This window comes from Flavobacterium calami (assembly GCF_038290035.1).
In the GTDB taxonomy this organism is placed as follows: domain Bacteria; phylum Bacteroidota; class Bacteroidia; order Flavobacteriales; family Flavobacteriaceae; genus Flavobacterium; species Flavobacterium calami.
Genome location: NZ_JBBYHS010000005.1, coordinates 124,931 through 143,842, shown reverse-complemented (window position 1 = coordinate 143,842; position 18,912 = coordinate 124,931). Strand labels below are relative to the sequence as shown.

21 protein-coding genes are annotated in these 18,912 nt (G+C 33.1%); 14 read left to right on the top strand and 7 right to left on the bottom strand.

The annotated features are described in order from the left end of the window. Positions 1-11 precede the first annotated feature (11 nt). The 5 genes from AAEO57_RS06015 (at position 12) to AAEO57_RS05995 (ending at position 2,598) form a co-directional block, all read left to right on the top strand. Entirely contained in the window at positions 12-362 is a 351-nt protein-coding gene (locus tag AAEO57_RS06015; RefSeq protein ID WP_341690541.1) for a cytochrome C oxidase subunit IV family protein, read from the top strand. Positions 363-440: 78 nt separating this feature from the next. Further along, on the top strand, positions 441-1,097 hold the full coding sequence (locus AAEO57_RS06010) for a hypothetical protein (protein ID WP_341690539.1): 657 nt from the start codon (positions 441-443) through the stop codon (positions 1,095-1,097). Between the two features lie 10 nt (positions 1,098-1,107). After that, positions 1,108-1,797, top strand: a complete 690-nt coding sequence (locus AAEO57_RS06005; RefSeq protein ID WP_341690537.1) for an SCO family protein — start codon at positions 1,108-1,110, stop codon at positions 1,795-1,797. A gap of 2 nt (positions 1,798-1,799) precedes the next feature. Then, positions 1,800-2,342: a DUF420 domain-containing protein gene (locus AAEO57_RS06000; protein WP_341690534.1), complete on the top strand. Its 543-nt coding sequence runs from the start codon at positions 1,800-1,802 to the stop codon at positions 2,340-2,342. Continuing rightward, positions 2,332-2,598, top strand: coding sequence for a hypothetical protein (locus tag AAEO57_RS05995; RefSeq protein WP_341690532.1), 267 nt, complete (start codon positions 2,332-2,334; stop codon positions 2,596-2,598). The genes AAEO57_RS06000 and AAEO57_RS05995 overlap by 11 nt, the downstream gene beginning before the upstream one ends. Before the next feature lie 11 nt (positions 2,599-2,609). Here the strand turns inward: AAEO57_RS05995 and AAEO57_RS05990 are convergent, their stop codons facing one another. Continuing rightward, a complete protein-coding gene (locus tag AAEO57_RS05990) occupies positions 2,610-4,016 on the bottom strand; it encodes a DUF4403 family protein (RefSeq protein WP_341690530.1) in 1,407 nt (468 codons plus the stop codon). 173 nt (positions 4,017-4,189) lie between these two features. On the opposite strand from AAEO57_RS05990, the gene AAEO57_RS05985 reads away from it, so the two are divergent. The 7 genes from AAEO57_RS05985 (at position 4,190) to tsaB (ending at position 12,094) form a co-directional block, all read left to right on the top strand. Beyond that, positions 4,190-4,891, top strand: a complete 702-nt coding sequence (locus AAEO57_RS05985) for an ABC transporter ATP-binding protein (protein WP_341690528.1) — start codon at positions 4,190-4,192, stop codon at positions 4,889-4,891. After that, on the top strand, positions 4,884-6,128 hold the full coding sequence (locus tag AAEO57_RS05980) for an ABC transporter permease (protein WP_341690525.1): 1,245 nt from the start codon (positions 4,884-4,886) through the stop codon (positions 6,126-6,128). The genes AAEO57_RS05985 and AAEO57_RS05980 overlap by 8 nt, the downstream gene beginning before the upstream one ends. Positions 6,129-6,130: 2 nt before the next feature. Beyond that, positions 6,131-7,396: an ABC transporter permease gene (locus AAEO57_RS05975; RefSeq protein ID WP_341690523.1), complete on the top strand. Its 1,266-nt coding sequence runs from the start codon at positions 6,131-6,133 to the stop codon at positions 7,394-7,396. 39 nt (positions 7,397-7,435) lie between these two features. Continuing rightward, positions 7,436-8,557 (top strand): efflux RND transporter periplasmic adaptor subunit, encoded by a 1,122-nt coding sequence (locus AAEO57_RS05970; RefSeq protein ID WP_341690521.1) that lies wholly within the window; start codon positions 7,436-7,438, stop codon positions 8,555-8,557. An 81-nt stretch (positions 8,558-8,638) separates the two neighbouring features. Then, the gene (locus AAEO57_RS05965; RefSeq protein ID WP_341690519.1) at positions 8,639-10,090 is read left to right on the top strand and encodes a TolC family protein; all 1,452 of its coding nucleotides are present in this window, start codon (positions 8,639-8,641) and stop codon (positions 10,088-10,090) included. Between the two features lie 6 nt (positions 10,091-10,096). After that, on the top strand, positions 10,097-11,386 hold the full coding sequence (locus tag AAEO57_RS05960; RefSeq protein WP_341690517.1) for an efflux RND transporter periplasmic adaptor subunit: 1,290 nt from the start codon (positions 10,097-10,099) through the stop codon (positions 11,384-11,386). Between the two features lie 33 nt (positions 11,387-11,419). After that, positions 11,420-12,094 (top strand): tRNA (adenosine(37)-N6)-threonylcarbamoyltransferase complex dimerization subunit type 1 TsaB, encoded by a 675-nt coding sequence (tsaB, locus tag AAEO57_RS05955; RefSeq protein ID WP_341690516.1) that lies wholly within the window; start codon positions 11,420-11,422, stop codon positions 12,092-12,094. A 1-nt stretch (position 12,095) separates the two neighbouring features. Here tsaB and AAEO57_RS05950 read toward each other — a convergent pair whose 3' ends face one another. Further along, on the bottom strand, positions 12,096-12,908 hold the full coding sequence (locus AAEO57_RS05950; RefSeq protein ID WP_341690515.1) for a mechanosensitive ion channel family protein: 813 nt from the start codon (positions 12,906-12,908) through the stop codon (positions 12,096-12,098). Positions 12,909-12,994: 86 nt separating this feature from the next. Next, positions 12,995-13,894 (bottom strand): NifU family protein, encoded by a 900-nt coding sequence (locus AAEO57_RS05945; RefSeq protein WP_341690513.1) that lies wholly within the window; start codon positions 13,892-13,894, stop codon positions 12,995-12,997. 148 nt (positions 13,895-14,042) lie between these two features. Between AAEO57_RS05945 and AAEO57_RS05940 the strand changes: the two genes are divergently transcribed. Further along, positions 14,043-15,032, top strand: coding sequence for a PorP/SprF family type IX secretion system membrane protein (locus AAEO57_RS05940; protein ID WP_341690511.1), 990 nt, complete (start codon positions 14,043-14,045; stop codon positions 15,030-15,032). Between the two features lie 12 nt (positions 15,033-15,044). Continuing rightward, the gene (locus AAEO57_RS05935) at positions 15,045-15,569 is read left to right on the top strand and encodes a gamma carbonic anhydrase family protein (protein WP_341690509.1); all 525 of its coding nucleotides are present in this window, start codon (positions 15,045-15,047) and stop codon (positions 15,567-15,569) included. A gap of 81 nt (positions 15,570-15,650) precedes the next feature. Here AAEO57_RS05935 and AAEO57_RS05930 read toward each other — a convergent pair whose 3' ends face one another. The 4 genes from AAEO57_RS05930 to AAEO57_RS05915 all read right to left on the bottom strand — a co-directional run bounded on the left by AAEO57_RS05930 (position 15,651) and on the right by AAEO57_RS05915 (position 18,903). Then, complete coding sequence (locus AAEO57_RS05930; RefSeq protein ID WP_341690507.1) at positions 15,651-16,364, bottom strand: LytR/AlgR family response regulator transcription factor; 714 nt, start codon at positions 16,362-16,364, stop codon at positions 15,651-15,653. Between the two features lie 99 nt (positions 16,365-16,463). Beyond that, entirely contained in the window at positions 16,464-17,570 is a 1,107-nt protein-coding gene (locus AAEO57_RS05925) for a sensor histidine kinase (protein WP_341690505.1), read from the bottom strand. After that, positions 17,571-17,906 (bottom strand): DUF4907 domain-containing protein, encoded by a 336-nt coding sequence (locus AAEO57_RS05920; RefSeq protein WP_341690503.1) that lies wholly within the window; start codon positions 17,904-17,906, stop codon positions 17,571-17,573. Further along, positions 17,896-18,903, bottom strand: a complete 1,008-nt coding sequence (locus AAEO57_RS05915) for a Kelch repeat-containing protein (protein ID WP_341690501.1) — start codon at positions 18,901-18,903, stop codon at positions 17,896-17,898. Before AAEO57_RS05915 ends, AAEO57_RS05920 begins: the two co-directional genes overlap by 11 nt. Between the last annotated feature and the right edge of the window lie 9 nt (positions 18,904-18,912).

Genomic DNA, 18,912 nt, shown 5'->3' with positions numbered 1-18,912 from the left:
TTTTAATTATTATGTCACACGAGCACGCATCAAATACAAAAAGAATCTGGACTGTTTTTATATATTTATCGGCAATAACTATAGTAGAAGTTATTTTAGGTATTTATAAGCCAGGATCATTAGAGTTTAATCATTTTGTCGGTTTGAATTTGTTAAACTGGATTTTCTATATTCTGACAATGGTTAAAGCATATTTTATAGTATGGGCATTTATGCACATGGAAGGTGAAAAAAGCAGCCTTAGATGGTCTGTTGTTTCGCCTGTTATTTTCCTTGTTCTGTATTTATTGTTTATTCTCTTAACTGAAGGACATTATATTTATGGGGTTTTTAAAGATTCTACTATTAAATGGAATTTTTAACATGATATTAATTCGAAAAGAAGCTCCGTTTAACGGAGCTTTTTTTATTTTTGTACCTCAATAATTTCCGCACTTACAATGAAAAAAAATATAGTTCTCTTTGCGCTTTTTGTTTTACCAATTGTTGCCTATTTGTTTTTTGCTTCGGGTGTAAATAGTTTTACAACATTGCCTGTAATTACACCAAAAATTAATGATTTTGGAAATTGGAAATCTTTAAGCGGCAAAAAAGTTTTACTGGATAAAAAGATTACTGTTCTTGGTTTTGCGGGTTCTGATATTTTAAACAATCGAGGTAATTATTTTAATCTTAACGAAAAAATTTACAAACGGTATAATGGTTTTGAAGATCTTCAGTTTGTGATTTTATGTCCTATGGGAACTGAAAATGACGCTCAGAAAATTGTTGATGCCTTATCTCCTTTTACTGATGTCAAAAATTGGAATTTTGTTTTTGCTTCAAAGGAAGATATTCAGAAATTTTATGATCAATTGCGTTTAAAAGGAAAACTGGATAAAAACTTAGGGACTTCTAATGTTTATATTGTTGATAAAGAAAGAAATTTAAGAGGCAGAAAAGGCGTGGCTAAAGATCAAAAAGAAGAATACAAAGAAGGTTATAATACTTTTCATCCTTCTGAATTGAGTAATGAGATGCTGGATGATTTTAAAATTATTTTATATGAATATCGTGCAGCTCTTAAAAAGAACCACAATGCCACTAAACAACTTTAAATAAAACGGAATGTTTAAAAATAAATCATATATCGGAATTTCGTTTATTATTTTAATCTTCGGAATTTATGCAGTACCTAAAATTGTTGACAGGATTAAAAATGGAGAAGTTGTAAAAGGGAATCGACTAGATAACGTAGGTGAAAGAAAATCTAGTGCAGATGCAAATTTACTGACGATTGGGAAAGCTCCAAAATTTGAGCTGACTAATCAGGATAATGTTACGGTTTCAAATGAGACATACAAAGGGAAAGTGTATGTTTTGGAATTTTTCTTTACTACTTGCCCGTCAATATGCCCAAAAATGAACTTAAGCATGTTAGAAATCGAAAAAACTTTTTTTGGGAATCCTAACTTTGGTATTGTTTCCATCACAATTGATCCGGCACATGATACACCTCAGGTTTTAAAAGACCATGCAAAGTTACTCGGTGTAAAATCTTCTACTTGGAATTTTTTAACGGGTGACAAATCCACTATTATGGATTTGTCAAACAAGGGTTTTAATTTGTATGCAGGAGAAAATGCTAAAGTAAGCGGAGGATTTGAGCATTCAGGGTTATTTGCTTTGATTGATAAAGAGGGAAACATTCGTTGCCGAAAAGATGAATTTGGAAACCCGATTTTATACTATGACGGTTTAGACAAAAAAGGAGTAAGAGATATTCAGCAGGACATTAAAATATTATTAGAAGAATAAAAATGGAAGATCATTCATTAGAAAAAAAATACAATAAATTTATTATTGCGGTTTCAATTGTCATCCCGGTTGTAGTAGCTATTTTGTTTGGTGTAAAGCTAAAAGATTTTGGGTATAATGTAGAACCGCTTTCGTTTCTGCCTCCAATATATGCAACAATAAACGGTATTACGGCTGTAGTTTTAGTCTTGGCTGTCATTGCAATTAAGAAAGGGAATCAGAAAGTTCACGAACGCTTAATGACAACGGCGATTCTATTATCAGTGGCGTTTTTAGTAATGTATGTAGCGTATCATATGACTGCTGATTCAACAAAATTTGGAGGAGATGGAATTGTTAAGTTAATCTATTTCTTTATTTTGATTACTCACATACTATTGTCGATTGCTATTATTCCATTGGTTTTAATTACTTATGTGAGAGCTTTGGCAAAAAGATTTGATAAGCATAGAAAGATTGCTAAAATTACCTTTCCGCTTTGGTTATATGTAGCCGTTACTGGTGTTGTGGTTTATCTAATGATTTCTCCTTATTATGCACACTAAAAAAAATAACATCCAAATCTTAAGATCCAAATTCCAATTTTTGTTTTTTGTGGTTTTATTTTTCCTTAATGGAGTTTCTTCTAATGCCCAGTGTGCGATGTGTCGTGCGGCTCTTTCGGGAGAATCAAACATAAAAAAAGCAGAAGCTGTAAATGATGGAATAGTTTATTTAATGGTGATTCCGTATTTGCTTGTTGCAATAATTGGAGTTTTAATTTATAAAATGTACCAGTCGAAAAGTAAAAAGACCGAATAATCGGTCTTTTTTTATTTTAATCCATCAACAGAGACATTTACCGTTCCGTTTATTTTGATAAAAGCAATAATAGCCTGATTTGTTAATTGAATTTTATCAAACTGAATATCCTCCATTTTTCCATTAATAAAAACACCTGGTATTGGCGAGTAATTTTTAAGATAAGCGGCCATACTTTTTTTGCCTTCTTCTAAATTAGGCTGTATGGAATATCGACAGCTTTCTTCCATTTTTTTCAGAATATAACCCTGAGCCAGCCAGTTTGCAGTTCGCATTAATTTGCTTTTTGTATCTAAAACATAATCTAGTTTGTCGAAATAAATTTCCTTGGTCTGAGGATTATATTGAGGAAAACCGGTTAAATAAATGGTTCCGTTTACAGATCCTAAAACATCGAGAGCAATTACCATTTTTGCGTCTTTATGCCAAATTTCAACATTTTTCACGGTGACTTTTTTGCTTCCGGTTCCAAATTCCTGTCCCGCAAAATTTTTAGTCATGATTTTTGAAGCGTCAACGTAGCTTGATACAGCTGCAATGTTAGTTGTAATTTGATTTGGAATTTTAGCTATTGGTTTCAAAACAATTTTAGAGGCATTAAACTTAGATTCAGGTTGTTTTCCGATAATAGTTTCCATATTACATTTCATTCCCATATTCAGTAAAAACAAATCATTTTTAAGTTTTGCGTTGGTCGAATATACTTCTACAGGAACAATTCGCAGCCAGCTTTCATAAGTTTCATTCATTTTCAAAGGCGTGCAGATTTTTTCTAAAGCCGATAAAACATTCGGTTTAAAGTCCATTGATTTTTCAATTGCTTCATCAATACTTTTTTCAATTTTTGATTTGAAAATAGAAATTGCCGGATTTACTAAATAAGTGATAGGCATATTTTTTCCAAAAACAGTCATTGTTGGACTTTCGTTCCAGTTAAGAGATTTGAATTCCGTTTTTGTACTGAGTTTCCAGTTGGTTAAAGTAACTTCGCTGGATAAAGTAATTACGCCATTAAGATTGAATTCACGTGTATCGTAAAGCTCTACTCCCAGTTTTTTAGTGCCAATTCTGTATTTGATGTTTGCTTTTAAAGGCAAAATGGTTTTTATCTTTTTATCTGTATTTACCGGATCGTTCTGAATCTTGATTGGAGCCTGTTTCCAGATTTTTATTTCGATATCATCATCTTCAATATTATTATCTTCGTAAATCAATCCGTTTAAAAGTATGTTGGTTTGATTTTCAATATCTTTTAATTTTACTGTAATAGGTAGATTAATAAATGAAGGATTACTATCATAAATCAACGGACTTGCATCGTCAGGTTCTGGCTTTAAAGTAGCCAGTTTTTGAGAAGTAGAACAGCTAACTAATAATGTTAAGATTATGAAAAGAACTGAAAAAGAAAGAAATTTCATGTGAAAGGTTTTAGCGAAGCAAAATTAAGAAAACATTTATATTTTTTGAAAAAAGTGTAACAATTAGTGAAGAATGTAGTCTTATTTTAAAAGTCAGATAAAATTTATTAACTTTTTTTTACCATAAAATGCGTAATTAAAATGTTATTATTGTCTTAAAATTCATTCGTATTATGATCGAAATCAAAGATTTGCATAAATCCTATAAAATGGGGAGTTCAGAATTGCATGTACTAAAAGGAATAAATTTTAATATAGAGGAAGGCGAGTTAGTTGCTATTATGGGATCTTCGGGTTCTGGAAAATCCACCCTTCTGAATATTTTAGGGATTCTGGATGAAGCAGATTCGGGCAGCTATATTCTTGATAAAACTCCGATAAAAAAACTTAATGAAACAATCGCATCAAAATATCGAAATAAATTTTTAGGATTTGTTTTTCAGTCTTTTAATTTAATAAATTATAAAACTGCACTGGATAATGTGGCAATGCCCTTGTATTATCAGGGGGTTAAGAGAAAAGAACGTTATGATATTGCGATGAAATATCTGGAGAAAGTTGGTTTGGGATCTCACTCACACCATTTGCCAAATGAACTGTCAGGAGGGCAGAAACAACGCGTAGCGATTGCAAGAGCTTTGGCATCAAATCCAAAAGTTTTATTGGCAGATGAACCAACCGGAGCTCTTGATACAAAAACCTCCTATGAAGTTATGGAACTTATTCAAGGGATTAATGATGAAGGAAAGACCATTTTGATTGTTACGCACGAACCTGATATTGCCGCAATGTGCAAAAGAAATGTTGTCCTGAAAGACGGATTAATCATTGATGATAAAAAAATAGAACAAGTTAGAGCTTCAGCGTATGTTTAATATTGAGCGTTGGCAGGAAATATTCGAAGCAATCTCCAAAAACAAGTTAAGAACTTTTCTGACCGGAGTCTCTGTGGCTTCCGGAATTTTCATTTTGGTGATTTTACTGGGTGCTGGTAAGGGACTTCAGAACGGAATTGAAAAGCAATTTGAAAATGATGCTAAAGGAATAATTGAAGTCTGGTCTGAAAAAACTACAAAGGAATATAAAGGTTTAAATCCGGGAAGAGAAATTCAGTTAAGAAACAGTGATTATGAACTTTCTGCTAAAAAATTTGATAACGAGATTGATAAAAAAACGTCTGTTCGAAATACGTGGGGAGGAATTATAAGTTATGGCAAAGAATCCGGAAATTATCAGTTTAGAGGAGTGAGTCCAGATTATTTGTATCTCGAAAATGCAACTATTGTAAATGGACGTTTTATCAATAGTAATGACTTGAAAAATAACGAAAAGGTAGCAGCTATTGGTTTGAAAGTTAAACAAGACTTATTTAAAGATCAAGATCCCATAGGAAAAGAGATTTTAATCAATAGTATAAATTTTAAAGTAATTGGCGTTTTTATGGATCCTTCGGGAGAGCGCGAAGAATCCAGAATTTACATGCCAATGACTACGAATCAACGAGCTTATGGAGCTGGTGATAAAATAACCGGAATGCAGTTTGTTCTGAATAAAAAAGAGAATTACGAAGAAGCTTTGGCGCAATCTAAAAAATTTACAGAGGGTATCAAAGAGCTGCTGAAAAGTAAAAATGTTATTGCACCAAACGATGAAAGTGCCATAGGAGTTTACAATTCTGTTGAAGAAGCTAAACAATTTTATGATTTGAATCTTTTTATAAGGCTGTTTTTTTGGTGGGTGGGAATTTGTACCATTATCGCCGGAGTTGTTGGAGTAAGTAATATTATGCTTATTGTTGTAAAAGAAAGAACAAAAGAAATTGGAATTAGAAAAGCGTTGGGAGCGTCTCCTTTTTCTATTATTTCCATGATTCTTCATGAATCTATTTTTATAACCACTATAGCAGGTTTTGCAGGTTTATTGGCAAGTCTTTTATTATTAGAATTTGTTGGGCCAATGGTTCAGAGCGAATATTTCAGAAATCCCGAAGTAGATTTTGGTGTGGCTTTAACAACACTTGTTTTACTTGTATTTGCAGGAGCAATGGCTGGTTTTTTTCCGGCATACAGAGCCGCTAAAATAAAACCTATTGTAGCACTTAGAGACGAATAAATATGTTTAGTAAAGATAATTGGGATGAGATTTTGCAGGCTTTAACAGCCAATGTTTTCAGAACGGTTCTAACTGCATTTGGGGTGTTTTGGGGTATATTTATTTTGGTAATATTACTGGCTGCAGGAAACGGACTGGAAAATGGCGTAAAAAAAGGTTTTGACGGAATAGCCACAAATACTATGTTTATGTGGAGCCAGACTACATCAAAAGCCTATAAAGGGCTGCCCAAAGTACGACGTTATGATTTTAGAAATAGTGACGTTGCTTCTTTAAGAGAGGCTTTCCCAGATCTACTATACGTTTCACCTCGAAATCAATTAGGAGATTTTAACGGAACCAATAATGTGGTTAGGGGAACAAAAACTTCGGCATTTACTATTTATGGAGACTATCCTGAACTGATTAAGCAGCAGCCAATGGATATCATAAAAGGGCGTTTTATCAATCAGCAGGATATTCTTGAAAGAAGAAAAATAGCAGTCATTGGAAAAGGTGTAATTGCAGAACTTTATGGAAAGGAAGAAGAAGCTGTTGGGACTTATGTAAAAATCAACGGTATTAATTTTATGGTTGTCGGGGTTTACAAATCGAAACAACAAGGTGGAAATGCAGAGCAGGAGCAAAAAAATATTTTTATTCCTTTCACTACTTTTCAGCAGGCTTTCAATTACGGAGATAAAGTAGGCTGGATGGCGCTTACCGCAAAAGACGAAACATCTATTACAGAGTTAAAACCAAAGATTTTAGAAAAAATAAAAGCACTTCACTCCGTAAATCCGGAAGATGATCGTGCCGTTGGAAATTTCGATTTGTATGAACAGTTTAATAAAGTACAAAGCCTTTTTAATATTTTAAAAATTATTGCATATTTTGTAGGAACTTTGGTTCTGATTTCCGGAGTAATCGGGATTTCTAATATTATGCTTATTGTGGTTAAAGAAAGAACTAAAGAGATAGGGATTCGCAGGGCTTTAGGAGCAACTCCCGGTGCTATCAGAGGGCAAATTTTATCAGAATCTATATTCTTAACAATTATTTCAGGCATGCTAGGAATTGCTGTAGCAACAGGGCTAATTGCACTTTTAAACATGTTTTTAGATTCAATGCCTCCAAACAGCAATACTATGTTTGCAAATCCAAGCGTAGATTTAGGGGTCGTATTTGTAGCTTTATTAATTCTTGTTGGTTCAGGATTATTAGCGGGATTTATACCTGCACAGACTGCAATTAATGTGAAACCGGTGGATGCTTTACGAACAGAATAAATTATCAATCAAAATATAATCGAATTAACAACAAACAAAATGAAAAAAGGAGTAACCGTAACCATTTTAATTTTTATTGCTATAGTTTTCTTTGGCGCACTTTACTATCTGTATGCTAAAAATCAGGAGTCGCCAGTTGTTTTTAAAACAGAAAAAGCTGAAATTAAAACGATTGTAAAAAATACGATTGCAACAGGAAATATCCAGCCAGATGAAGAGGTTCTGATCAAACCAAATATTTCGGGGATTATTGAATCTGTTTATATTAAGGCGGGTGAAAAAATCAAAGCTGGTGATATGATTGCGAAAATCAAAGTAGTTGCGAATGTTTCTAATGTGAGCAGTACTCAAAATCAGGTTCAGACAGCTAAAATTGCTTTAGATAATCAGGAGAAAATCTATCAGAGACAAAAAACATTATTTGAAAAAGATGTAATTTCTGCAAACGATTTTGATGCAGCCCAATTGGCTTATAAACAGGCGAAACAAAATTATCTGTCAGCAAAACAAAGTCTTGATATTGTAAAAACTGGAACCACGTCCTCATTAGGAAGTTATGCAAATACGCTGATTCGTTCTACTGTAAACGGAATGGTTTTGGACGTACCGGTAAAAGTTGGAAATCAGGTCATTGAAAGTAATAATTTTAATGAAGGAACCACAATAGCAAGTGTTGCAGATGTGGGAAGAATGATTTTTATTGGGAAAATTGATGAATCAGAAGTAGGTAAAATAAAAGAGAAAATGCCTATTGAGATTACAGTAGGAGCCATAGAAAACAAAAAATTTACAGCTGTTTTAACTTATATAGCACCCAAAGGAGTAGTTGAAAACGGTGCTATTCAGTTCGAAATTAAAGCTTCTTTAGAGAACAGGGATGCAACTTTTATCAGAGCAGGTTTAAGTGCAAATGCTTCTATTATTTTAGAGAAAGCAGACAAAGTTTTAGCAATCAAAGAATCATTGGTACAGTTTGATAAAAAAACTCAAAAACCTTATGTTGAAATCGAAACCGCTCCTCAAAAGTTTCAAAGAAGAGATGTAGTTCTGGGAGTAAGCGACGGTATTTACGTTCAGGTTAAAAGTGGTGTTAAATCATCTGATAAAATAAAAATATGGAATCAGGGACTAATCAACGAAGGAGAAGGAGAAAAAAAATAATTTGATTATTTAAAGAGATTTTTGGACTTATAAAACGTTAAATTTGCATGGTGTTTTTGCTGTGCTTTCATTTCAAAATATATGAAAATAAATAAATATAATAGTTTTGTTTTTGCTCTTCTGGTCGGACTAGGATTATCTGCTCAGGCACAAACAAAACAATGGACACTAGAAGAAGCTGTACGATACGCATTAGATCACAATATCACAATTAAATTATCGGAGCTGGATGTCAAAAATGCTGATATTGATAAAAAAGATGCTTTTGGTAATTATCTTCCAAGTGTAAACGGTAACGCATCACACTCATGGAATATTGGTTTGAACCAGGACGTTACAACCGGACTTTTGCGTAATCAGACAACTCAGTATTCTTCTTTAGGAGTAAGCGCCGGAGTTGATATCTACAAAGGTTTGCAAAATCAAAATGCATACCGTAGAGCTAAGCTTTCTGTAGTTGCATCAAAATATCAATTGCTAAAAATGCAAGAGGATATTTCATTGAATGTTGCAAATGCGTTTTTAGAGATTCTTGCCTTTAAGGAGAATGTAAAAGTAAGAAAAGAGCAGCTTTTAATAGATGAGAAAAGATTGGCGCGTTCTGAGGAGATGGTAAAAGCAGGTACGATTCCAAGAGGTGATTTGTTTGACCTTAAGGCTACAGTCGCAACCGATCAGCAAGCAATTGTTGTAGCCGAGAATAATTTATTAATTTCTAAATTAAGTTTAGCGCAGCTTTTACAATTAAAGGAGTTTGCTGATTTTGATGTAATTGATGACACGGATGCAAAGGATGAAAATAATATTATGGCTCAAAGTCCGGTCGATATTTACAATAAGGCAAAAGAAACAAGAACAGAGTTGAAATTGGCACAGGCTAATCTGGAAATCGCTGAAAAAAATGTTGCTATTGCAAAAGGAGCTTATCAGCCAACTTTAAGTGCTTTCTATAATTTTAATACAAGAGCAAGTTATTCAGATGTTATAGGAGGATCTACTCCAAATATTGCAAATCCAACTTCTCAGATTGGTTTTGTTGAAGGAACTAATCAGGCAGTATTACAAAATAATTTTTTACCTGTTTTAAGAAATGCTGATCCAGTATTTGATCAATTTAATGATAATAAAGGGCATAGTTTTGGATTTCAGTTAAGTGTTCCTATTTTTAATGGCTTTTCTGTTAGGAATAATGTAGAACGAAACAAAGTCAGTTTAGAGAAATCTAAAATTGATTTAGAGCAAAAAAGTTTAGATTTACAGCGTAATGTTTATACGGCTTTTACGGATGCTAAAGGAGCATTAAACACTTATGAATCGTCAACAGTAACTTTAGAAGCAAGACAACAGTCTTATAATTATGCCAAAGAAAAGTACGATGTCGGATTGATGAATTCCTTCGATTTTACTCAGGCGCAGACTTTGCTGACTAATGCGCAATCAGACGTTATCAGAGCGAAATATGATTACATGTTCAAAATAAAGATACTTGAATTTTACTTTGGAATTCCAATAGTTCCAATTCCAACAAAATAATTTATTATGTCAAAAAAAACAGTTTATTTCTTATTAGGAGGAGCATTAGTAATTATAGTTGCTTTAATTGGTCTTTCAAAAGCCGGTATTATTGGAAATAAGGATGAAGGAAAAGAAGTAGAAACATCAGAAGTAGTAGCTTCTACCATTGTCGAAACAGTTTCGGCGACAGGGAAAATCCAGCCGGAAATTGAGGTTAAAATTTCGCCAGAGGTTTCGGGAGAGATTATTTTATTGAATGTCAAAGAAGGTCAGGTTGTTAAAAAAGGTGATTTATTAGTAAAAATAAACCCGGATTTATATACTTCAAGTTACAATCGTTCAGTTTCAAATCTATCCGGAACCAAAGCAGGGCTAACACAATCAGAAGCAAGTTTTAAAGAGGCAAAAGCAAATTATGAGCGTAATAAAACTTTATATGATAAGGGAGTTATCTCAAAATCGGACTGGGACAAAGCTATTGCTTCTTTTGAAGTGGCTAAAGCTACAAGACAGAGTTCTTACTATAATGTTCAGAGTGCTTCTGCATCTGTAAATGAAGCAAAAGATAACTTAGGACGTACCACGATTTATTCTCCGGCAGATGGAACTATTTCTGTACTAAATGTAGAGTTAGGAGAACGCGTTTTAGGAACCCAGCAAATGGCCGGAACAGAACTTTTAAGAGTGGCAAACCTTAATAATATGGAGGTTGAAGTTGATGTGAATGAAAATGATATTGTAAAAATAAAAATTGGAGACGAAGCTAATGTTGAAGTAGATGCTTATCTGAAGAAAAAATTCAAAGGTATTGTAACCAGTATTTCAAATTCGGCAAGTACAACTCTAACGTCAGATCAGGTAACTAATTTTAAAGTAAAGGTTCGTATTTTAAAAGAATCATATCAGGATTTGCTGGAAGGAAAGCCAACTTCGTATTCGCCATTTAGACCTGGTATGACTGCAACGGTTGATATTATTACAACAACTAAAACAAATGTTCTGGCAGTGCCTATTAGTTCTGTTATGGTAAAATCGGATACTACGGCTGTTAAAGATTTTAAAGTTGAAGATCCGAATGAGAAAAAAGCAGCACCAAAAAGCGATAAAAAATTTGAATGCGTTTTTGTAAAAGTGGGTGATAAAGCCAAAATCAGAATTATAAAAACGGGCATTCAGGACGATACAAATATTGAAGTGATGTCTGGATTAAAACCGGGTGATATTGTAATTACCGGACCGTATACAACGGTTTCTAAAGAGTTAAATTCGGGTGATAAAGTAAAGCTTAAAAAGGCTGAAACTCCGAAGAAATAACTCGTTATTAATTAACTTTTAAAATAAAACACTTTGTCTTTTATTCTCAATATCGAAACCGCTACCAAAAATTGTTCAGTAGCAATTGCTAAAAATGGTGAAACAATTATATGCAAAGAAATTGCAGAAGAAGGTTATTCACATGCTGAAAAATTACATGTTTTTATTGAAGAAGTAATCGCTCAATCAGGGATTTCAGTTCATGATTTAGCAGCAGTTGCCGTAAGTCAGGGACCGGGATCTTATACTGGTTTAAGAATTGGTGTTTCTGCAGCAAAAGGACTATGTTTTGCATTAAATATACCGTTGATAGCAGTAGATACGTTAAAGACTTTGGCATCGCAGGCCAAAATTTCTGAGGGGAAAATTATTCCGATGCTGGATGCCAGAAGAATGGAAGTTTACAGTGCTATTTTTAATTCTAAACTAGAAACAGAAAGAGCTATTCAGGCTGAAGTTATCACTGATGATTCTTTTAGCGATTTGGCAGGTACAATTTATTTTGTAGGTGATTGTGCAGAAAAATGCAGATCAGTTTTAACAAAAGAAAATTTTGTGTTTTTAGAAGATATCAAATATCCTTCGGCAGCAGCGATGAGTAAAATCAGTTATGATAAATACAAAATAAGCGACACTGTAGATGTCGCTTATTTTGAACCTTATTATCTAAAAGATTTTATGATTAATACTCCTTCGAAAAAACAGTAATTTATTTTTGAAGTGTATACGGTTGTATTGAAATCCCAGCCTCGTCTAATGCTGTTTTGCAATTTTCTAAAGTTTCAGAAAAAACCGCTCCGTAATTTTCGTTTTTTGCCCACGGACGTACCGCAAACTCAACAGAACTTGCTGTTAAATTTTTTACAAAAACTTCGGGCGCTGGAGTTTTAAGGACTTTCGGATTTTTAATTAGTACATTCAGTAAAATATCTTTAGTTTTTTTGATATCCGAATCATAGGAAACAGCAAAAGTTAAATCGGCTTTTCGTTCACCCTGCATAGAATAATTGATGATATTTCCATTAGATAATGCTCCATTTGGCACAAAAACAGTCTGGTTATTAGCTGTCAGCATTTTGGTAACAAAAATCTGAATTTCCAGAACTGTAGCAATTACCCCCTGAGCCTCTATCGTATCCCCAACTTTAAACGGCTTGAAAAGAATAATTAGCATTCCGCCAGCAAAGTTTGAAAGCGAGCCTTGCAATGATAAACCTACTGCTAAACCCATTGCTCCTAAAATAGCAACAAATGATGAAGTTGGTACCCCGAGATTTGAAATTACGGTTACAAACAATAGAATTCGTAAAGCCCAAAGTAATATGTCGGCTAGGAATTTAGATAAAGTGGGGTCTAAATTTCTTTTAACCATAACTTTTCTAATAATTCTGTTTGTTAGTCTAATAGCATAAAGACCAATAAATAAAATTAAAAAAGCCGAAATTAATTTTGGAGAATAATCAATCAGGACATCAATAAATTTTGTTGCGTAAGTTGAAATCTGGTTTGGGTTTACGTCCATATTTTTAGATAAAAAAACCTTCTCAAAAGAGAAGGTTTAGAATTAATAATGCAAATATAAAAACATTTATTTTTATAGAAAAGGTATTATGCGTTTAAAGCTTCTACAGTAATTTTCTCATCATTCAGCATACTTTTTAGCATGTTTTCGATACCGCTTTTTAAGGTAAATGTTGATGACGGGCAACCGCTGCAGGCTCCCTGTAAAATCACCTTTACGACTTTATTGTCTTCATTATAAGAATCAAAAGCAATGTTTCCGCCATCTGCAGCAACGGCCGGTTTTACATATTCTTCCAAAATGTTGATAATTTGTTGTGATGTTACATCTAGTTTATCAAAAGCCTCATCCTTGGTAGCATCGTTTTTAACAGAGGTTTCAAGAAGACTTTCGTCTAAAACAGTACCCCCATTTTCGATATATTGTTTAATAAAAGTTCGAAGTTCAAGTGTGATTTCCTGCCAGTCATTGATTTCGTACTTTGTTACAGAAATATAGTTCTCATCAATAAAAACTTCTTTCACATAAGGGAATTTAAATAATTCTTTTGCTAATGGGGAAGAGGCAGTCTGATCGATATTTTTATATTCAACAGCATTTTTGGTCAGCATTCTGCTTACTACAAATTTTAAAGCAGCAGGATTTGGAGTGGTTTCCCCATAAACTGTAATGGGTTGTTTCTTAGGTTTACTTTCGTCAACATTAATGATAGTTCCTCCTTTATTAACAAATGCTTCAATTTGTTCAGCTACTGCTTCCTTAACATCATCCCATTCTACAATGCTAAATCTTTCAACAGCAATAAAATTGCCTGAAATATAGACGGTTTTTACAAATGGTAAGTAGAATAATTGCTGAGCCAGAGGAGATGATTGTGCTTCATCGATATTTTTGAACTCAAAGTTTTGATTATAAGTGATAAAATCATCAAATTCAAATTTTATAATAGTTGGATTCTGAGTTTCTTTTATAGTGATTTTTGCCATGTCTGTATATTTTTTGTAAATTTAGTAAAGTTATTTTCTACTAATAGCTATATTTGATTTTTTAATAAAAAAATTAAGATTCCTTTTGTAATCAATCTTACTTACATTTTTTGGAATTCTAAAAATATAGACACTTATAGTTTTCTTCATGAAATTGAAAATCAGTATTTTATTTCTTTTTGTTATTACTTCATATTACTCTTATTCGCAAGAGGGGATTCCGGTATATTCAGATTATTTGTCAGATAATTATTATTTGATACATCCTTCTATGGCAGGTGCTGCAAATTGTGCCAAAATAAGGCTGACAGCAAGAAAACAGTGGTTTGGTCAGGATGATGCTCCGTCTTTGCAGACATTAAGTTTTAATGGCAAAATAGGCGAGAGGTCTGGTGGAGGAATTATTGTTTTTAATGATAAAAATGGCTATCATTCGCAAAAAGGAGTTAAACTTACTTATGCTCATCATATTATGTTTTCAAGAGATGAACTGGATTTAAACCAGCTTTCTTTTGGTATTAGCGGAGGTTTAATTCAAAGTCAGTTAGACGAAACTTCATTTGGCGGAACTTTTGACCCTATAGTTTTTGGATCCATTCAAAATGATTCTTATTTTAATGTAGATGTGGGAGCATCGTATAATTTTTTGGATTTTTATGCACATGCCACTATTCAGGGGCTTATTGAGACCAGAAGAGAGTTATATACTGATTATGAAACTGATAATTTGAGAAAGTTTTTATTGAGCGTAGGTTACGTTTTTGGAAAAAGAGAAAATATTACCTGGGAGCCTTCTGTTTTATTTCAGCTATTTGAACAAACCAAAGAAAAATCGATTGACCTGAATTTAAAAGCCTACAAAAACATGGATTTTGGAAGTATTTGGGCGGCATTATCTTATAGAAGAAATTTTGATGGAGCACAATACATATCGGGTAGCGGTACCAAAGATCAAAAATTACAGTATATTACACCTATAATTGGTCTTAATTATAAAAATTTCATGTTTGCCTATACATACTCAAATGTAACGGGTGATGTAAAATTTGATACAGGAGGTTACCATCAGATAACTTTAGGGATTAACCTGTTTTGTAAAAGAGAACGTTACGATTGTAATTGTCCTGCTATAAATTAAAATTGGAATAATATGTTAATAAAAGCTGTAAATGGTAAATCTCCGGTAATTCCTGAGGATTGTTATGTTGCCGAAAATGCAACTATTGTAGGAGATGTGGTTTTTGGATATTTATGCAGTGTTTGGTTTAATGCTGTAATTAGGGGTGATGTTAATTTTATAAAAATCGGTAATAAAGTGAATATTCAGGATGGGGCAATCATTCACTGTACTTATCAAAAACACCCAACGATCATAGGTAATAATGTTTCTATTGGACATAACGCTATTGTACATGGATGTACAATCCATGATAATGTTCTAATTGGGATGGGGGCTATAGTAATGGATAATTGTGTTGTCGAAAGCAATTCGATTATAGCTGCCGGAGCAGTTGTAACTCAAAATACAATTGTAACTTCAGGGAGTATTTACGCAGGTGTGCCAGCCAAAAAAGTGAAAGATATTGATCAGTCAGATTTTGCCGGTGAAATCGAACGAATTTCTAATAATTATGTAATGTATTCTGGCTGGTTTAAAAACGAAGAAAAACTATAAATATGTGTTTTTCAAGTTCCAAATTCAATAATAGATTCCAAATTATTGAATTTGTGATTTTTTATTTTGGGAGATACTTAATTATAAATTGATTCTTTCAAAAAAAGTATTTTTATAGCTTTCACTTATCGGAATTCGTTTGTCACTGATTAAAACTTTGTTTTTTTGTATCGATTTTACGTGTTTAATATTAATAATGTAAGATCTGTGAACTCTTGAAAAACCTTTATTTGATAGTAAATTTTCCAGTTTTATAAGACTAATTAAGGTCAGAGTAAACTTATTGTCAGTAGTATAGATTTTGACATAATCTTTTAATCCTTCGATAAATAGAATATCCGAAAAATTTATTTTTACATTCTCATATTCTGCCCTAACAAACATAAAGTCCTGTTCAGATTCAGTAGTGACAGGGATTTCAGGATTAGACTGAATAGCTGTTGGGTTAAAAATTTGCTGAGCCCGTACAACTGATTTTAAGAAACGGTGAAACGGAATGGGTTTTACTAAATAATCTACTGCACCAAGATTAAAACCTTCAACAGCGTAATCAGAATAAGCGGTTGTAAAAATAATTAGCGGCTTTTTTTCAATTGTATTTAAAAACTCAATACCCGAAAAATGAGGCATCTGAATATCCAGAAAAATTAAATCTACATTGTTTTGGTTAATAAAAGATACAGCATCAATAGCATTGTTAAAAGTGCTTATTAATTCTAACGAATCTACTTTGCTGACAAAATCTTTTAGTAAGTCAACTGCTAATGGCTCGTCATCAATAATTACACATTTCATTTGTTTCGAATTAATTTAATAATTGTTTTTAAGAATCAAAAGTAGTTTTAAACTAAGTACTTACATTTTAAAATTTAGTTAAAATTCAGTAAGATTTTATTAGATTTCAGTCTGGATTTTGTCCAGTTTTAAATTTAAATGTACACGGTAATATTGACTGTCCTGCCTAATTGTAAGTTCGTGTGCATCCGGATAAAGCAAATCCAGTCTGTTTTGAATATTTACAAGCCCGATTCCTGAATTTTCAGGATCTTTAACATGATTTTCAATAGTGTTTTCAATCCAAAAATCGAGGGTATTCTCCAAAATAAAAATCTTGATTTTTACGTAAGCAGCACCTTTGTAATCAGTTCCGTATTTAAACGCATTTTCTACAAATGAAATTAGCAATAAGGGTTCAATAAATTTATTTCGGGTATCGCCATGAACATTAATGACGATATTTTCAATATTATTGAGCCTTAGTTTTTGTAATTCGATATAATTCTGAATGTAGTCAATTTCTTTTTCTAAAGCCACCGTTTTATTATCTGTTTCATATAACATGTAGCGCATGAGTTCAGATAATGTCACGATGGCATCAGGGACCAAATCAGATTTTTTGTGAGCCAAAGAATAGATACTATTAAGCGAATTAAATAAAAAATGCGGATTCGTTTGTTTACGCAGATAGTTCAATTCGGTATTAGTTCTGTGAGTTTCGGCTATTAATTTATTTTGCTGGTTTTGATAAAACTCGGTTAAGGTTCTTATAATAGCGCTAATGGCAGTAATTAAAAGATAAAAAAACGAAGGACCGATTTTAAAAAAAAAGGGCTGTTTGTGCATACGACCTCTTCCCTGATTTTTCAAAAACATTTTGACTTCTTCGGGCATCATCTTTGGCGGCATCATGTTTTGTGGCCTTAAATGATTAAATTCAGGGATAAAATAATTAATCCGGATTACCATAAAAAGTAAAATAAGCACCAGTACAAAAACAAAATAAAGCCAGTATTTTTTTTCTAAAAGCAAAAGAGGTACCAGGTAAAAATAGTTCAGATAAAACAAAATGATACCTGTTCCCCATTGTACATAAAAATCATTACTGATTCTAAAAGGACTTTCATAGAACTGAATCAGGGATGTCAATATAAAAAAAGTCCAAATGGTAACATGGAATAAAACTTTGTCTGAATTTGTATTTTTAAGGGTACCGATATTCATTTACATTTTTATTTTTAATAAAATTAAATCATTTTTGGTTACCGATGGAGATGTATTCCGACTGATTTTTTTTATGACCAAGTCTGCAACTTTCAAAGCATCTTCTTCAGAACTGAAACTTTTGACTTCGCTAATTACGGGAATAATAGTCTGTTTTATTAAAATTTTATCATTATATGAAATTGTATATCCCCAGCCGGATGCTGTTTTTATTGATTCGGCCTCAAGTGTTTCTTTTTTGGAACAGGCCATTAATAAAATGAAGAATAAAATAAAAAGTAAATTCTTCCGGAAACCATACCGGAAGAATTTTAGATTTGGGGTATTAATTATCATCGTCATTTTGTACTTCTAGTGGTTTAAATTCCCAGGCATCATCAAAATAAGTAGAGCCGATGCGTCCCAGCATTAAAAAACCTCTATTGTTAATTGCAAAGCCTACAGCATCTGTTCTTGCCGCTCCTTCCAGTGCAGTTCTTTCTACCCATAAATCAGTTGAGGGGTTATATTCCCAGACCGTTTTGATTCCTTCACCACCAACAACATAGCCCAATCCGTTTAAGCTAAAACTGGATGCATTTGAACGGGTAATGGCATAGTCATTGTTCCAGCTGTAATCATCATCATCATCCTGATCAATATCACGGAGTCTTGTCCAGACTTCGGTTGAGGGATTAAATTCCCAGAAGTCTTCCTGATTTACACTGTTATTTACCCCTGTTCCCAGGTAAGCTTTGTCATTGATAACAAAAACAGTTGCATTACGTCTTTTGTTTCCGCTAAATCCGCTGACAAGTGTCCAGGCATTATTAGTGTCGTTGTACTGGTAAAAATCTTTCAGATAATTTCCATCATAACCTGTTCCAAAATAAGCTTTTCCACCAACCTGAAAGCCAACAGCTCCATAGCGTGCTGTTCCTGCAAAATCTGTTTTTTGCGTCCATGTGTTGCCAATCGGGTCATATTGATAAAAGTCTTTAAGCTTGTTAGTACCATCGTAACCCAAGCCAACATATCCTTTGTCATTAAGCACAAAACTGGATGCGGAACTTCTTCCTGTTCCTGTAAAATCTGCTTTTTGTTCCCAGTAATCTCCGTTTGAGTTATAAGCCCATAAATCTTTTAAATACTCATCTCCGGTATATCCTGTTGCAATGTAAGCGTAATCTCCAATTACAAAGCTTGTAGCGCTAGATCTAGCAGGTCCGTCAAACGCAGATTTTTTAATCCAGTTTCCTACAAGTTCATCATCTTCATCATCGTTACTGCAGCCGGTGAAAAAAAGGCCGGAAAGTAATGCCGCGAATAATATTCCTTTTTTTAAATTATTCATAGTGTGTTA

What these genes read in the sequence shown, in the direction of transcription:
- AAEO57_RS06015 (WP_341690541.1), top strand. Translation starts at nt 12, where the DNA reads ATGTCACACGAGCACGCATCAAATACAAAAAGAATCTGGACTGTTTTT.
- AAEO57_RS06010 (WP_341690539.1), top strand. Translation starts at nt 441, where the DNA reads ATGAAAAAAAATATAGTTCTCTTTGCGCTTTTTGTTTTACCAATTGTT.
- AAEO57_RS06005 (WP_341690537.1), top strand. Translation starts at nt 1,108, where the DNA reads ATGTTTAAAAATAAATCATATATCGGAATTTCGTTTATTATTTTAATC.
- AAEO57_RS06000 (WP_341690534.1), top strand. Translation starts at nt 1,800, where the DNA reads ATGGAAGATCATTCATTAGAAAAAAAATACAATAAATTTATTATTGCG.
- AAEO57_RS05995 (WP_341690532.1), top strand. Translation starts at nt 2,332, where the DNA reads ATGCACACTAAAAAAAATAACATCCAAATCTTAAGATCCAAATTCCAA.
- AAEO57_RS05990 (WP_341690530.1), bottom strand. Translation starts at nt 4,016, where the DNA reads ATGAAATTTCTTTCTTTTTCAGTTCTTTTCATAATCTTAACATTATTA.
- AAEO57_RS05985 (WP_341690528.1), top strand. Translation starts at nt 4,190, where the DNA reads ATGATCGAAATCAAAGATTTGCATAAATCCTATAAAATGGGGAGTTCA.
- AAEO57_RS05980 (WP_341690525.1), top strand. Translation starts at nt 4,884, where the DNA reads ATGTTTAATATTGAGCGTTGGCAGGAAATATTCGAAGCAATCTCCAAA.
- AAEO57_RS05975 (WP_341690523.1), top strand. Translation starts at nt 6,131, where the DNA reads ATGTTTAGTAAAGATAATTGGGATGAGATTTTGCAGGCTTTAACAGCC.
- AAEO57_RS05970 (WP_341690521.1), top strand. Translation starts at nt 7,436, where the DNA reads ATGAAAAAAGGAGTAACCGTAACCATTTTAATTTTTATTGCTATAGTT.
- AAEO57_RS05965 (WP_341690519.1), top strand. Translation starts at nt 8,639, where the DNA reads ATGAAAATAAATAAATATAATAGTTTTGTTTTTGCTCTTCTGGTCGGA.
- AAEO57_RS05960 (WP_341690517.1), top strand. Translation starts at nt 10,097, where the DNA reads ATGTCAAAAAAAACAGTTTATTTCTTATTAGGAGGAGCATTAGTAATT.
- AAEO57_RS05950 (WP_341690515.1), bottom strand. Translation starts at nt 12,908, where the DNA reads ATGGACGTAAACCCAAACCAGATTTCAACTTACGCAACAAAATTTATT.
- AAEO57_RS05945 (WP_341690513.1), bottom strand. Translation starts at nt 13,894, where the DNA reads ATGGCAAAAATCACTATAAAAGAAACTCAGAATCCAACTATTATAAAA.
- AAEO57_RS05940 (WP_341690511.1), top strand. Translation starts at nt 14,043, where the DNA reads ATGAAATTGAAAATCAGTATTTTATTTCTTTTTGTTATTACTTCATAT.
- AAEO57_RS05935 (WP_341690509.1), top strand. Translation starts at nt 15,045, where the DNA reads ATGTTAATAAAAGCTGTAAATGGTAAATCTCCGGTAATTCCTGAGGAT.
- AAEO57_RS05930 (WP_341690507.1), bottom strand. Translation starts at nt 16,364, where the DNA reads ATGAAATGTGTAATTATTGATGACGAGCCATTAGCAGTTGACTTACTA.
- AAEO57_RS05925 (WP_341690505.1), bottom strand. Translation starts at nt 17,570, where the DNA reads ATGAATATCGGTACCCTTAAAAATACAAATTCAGACAAAGTTTTATTC.
- AAEO57_RS05920 (WP_341690503.1), bottom strand. Translation starts at nt 17,906, where the DNA reads ATGATAATTAATACCCCAAATCTAAAATTCTTCCGGTATGGTTTCCGG.
- AAEO57_RS05915 (WP_341690501.1), bottom strand. Translation starts at nt 18,903, where the DNA reads ATGAATAATTTAAAAAAAGGAATATTATTCGCGGCATTACTTTCCGGC.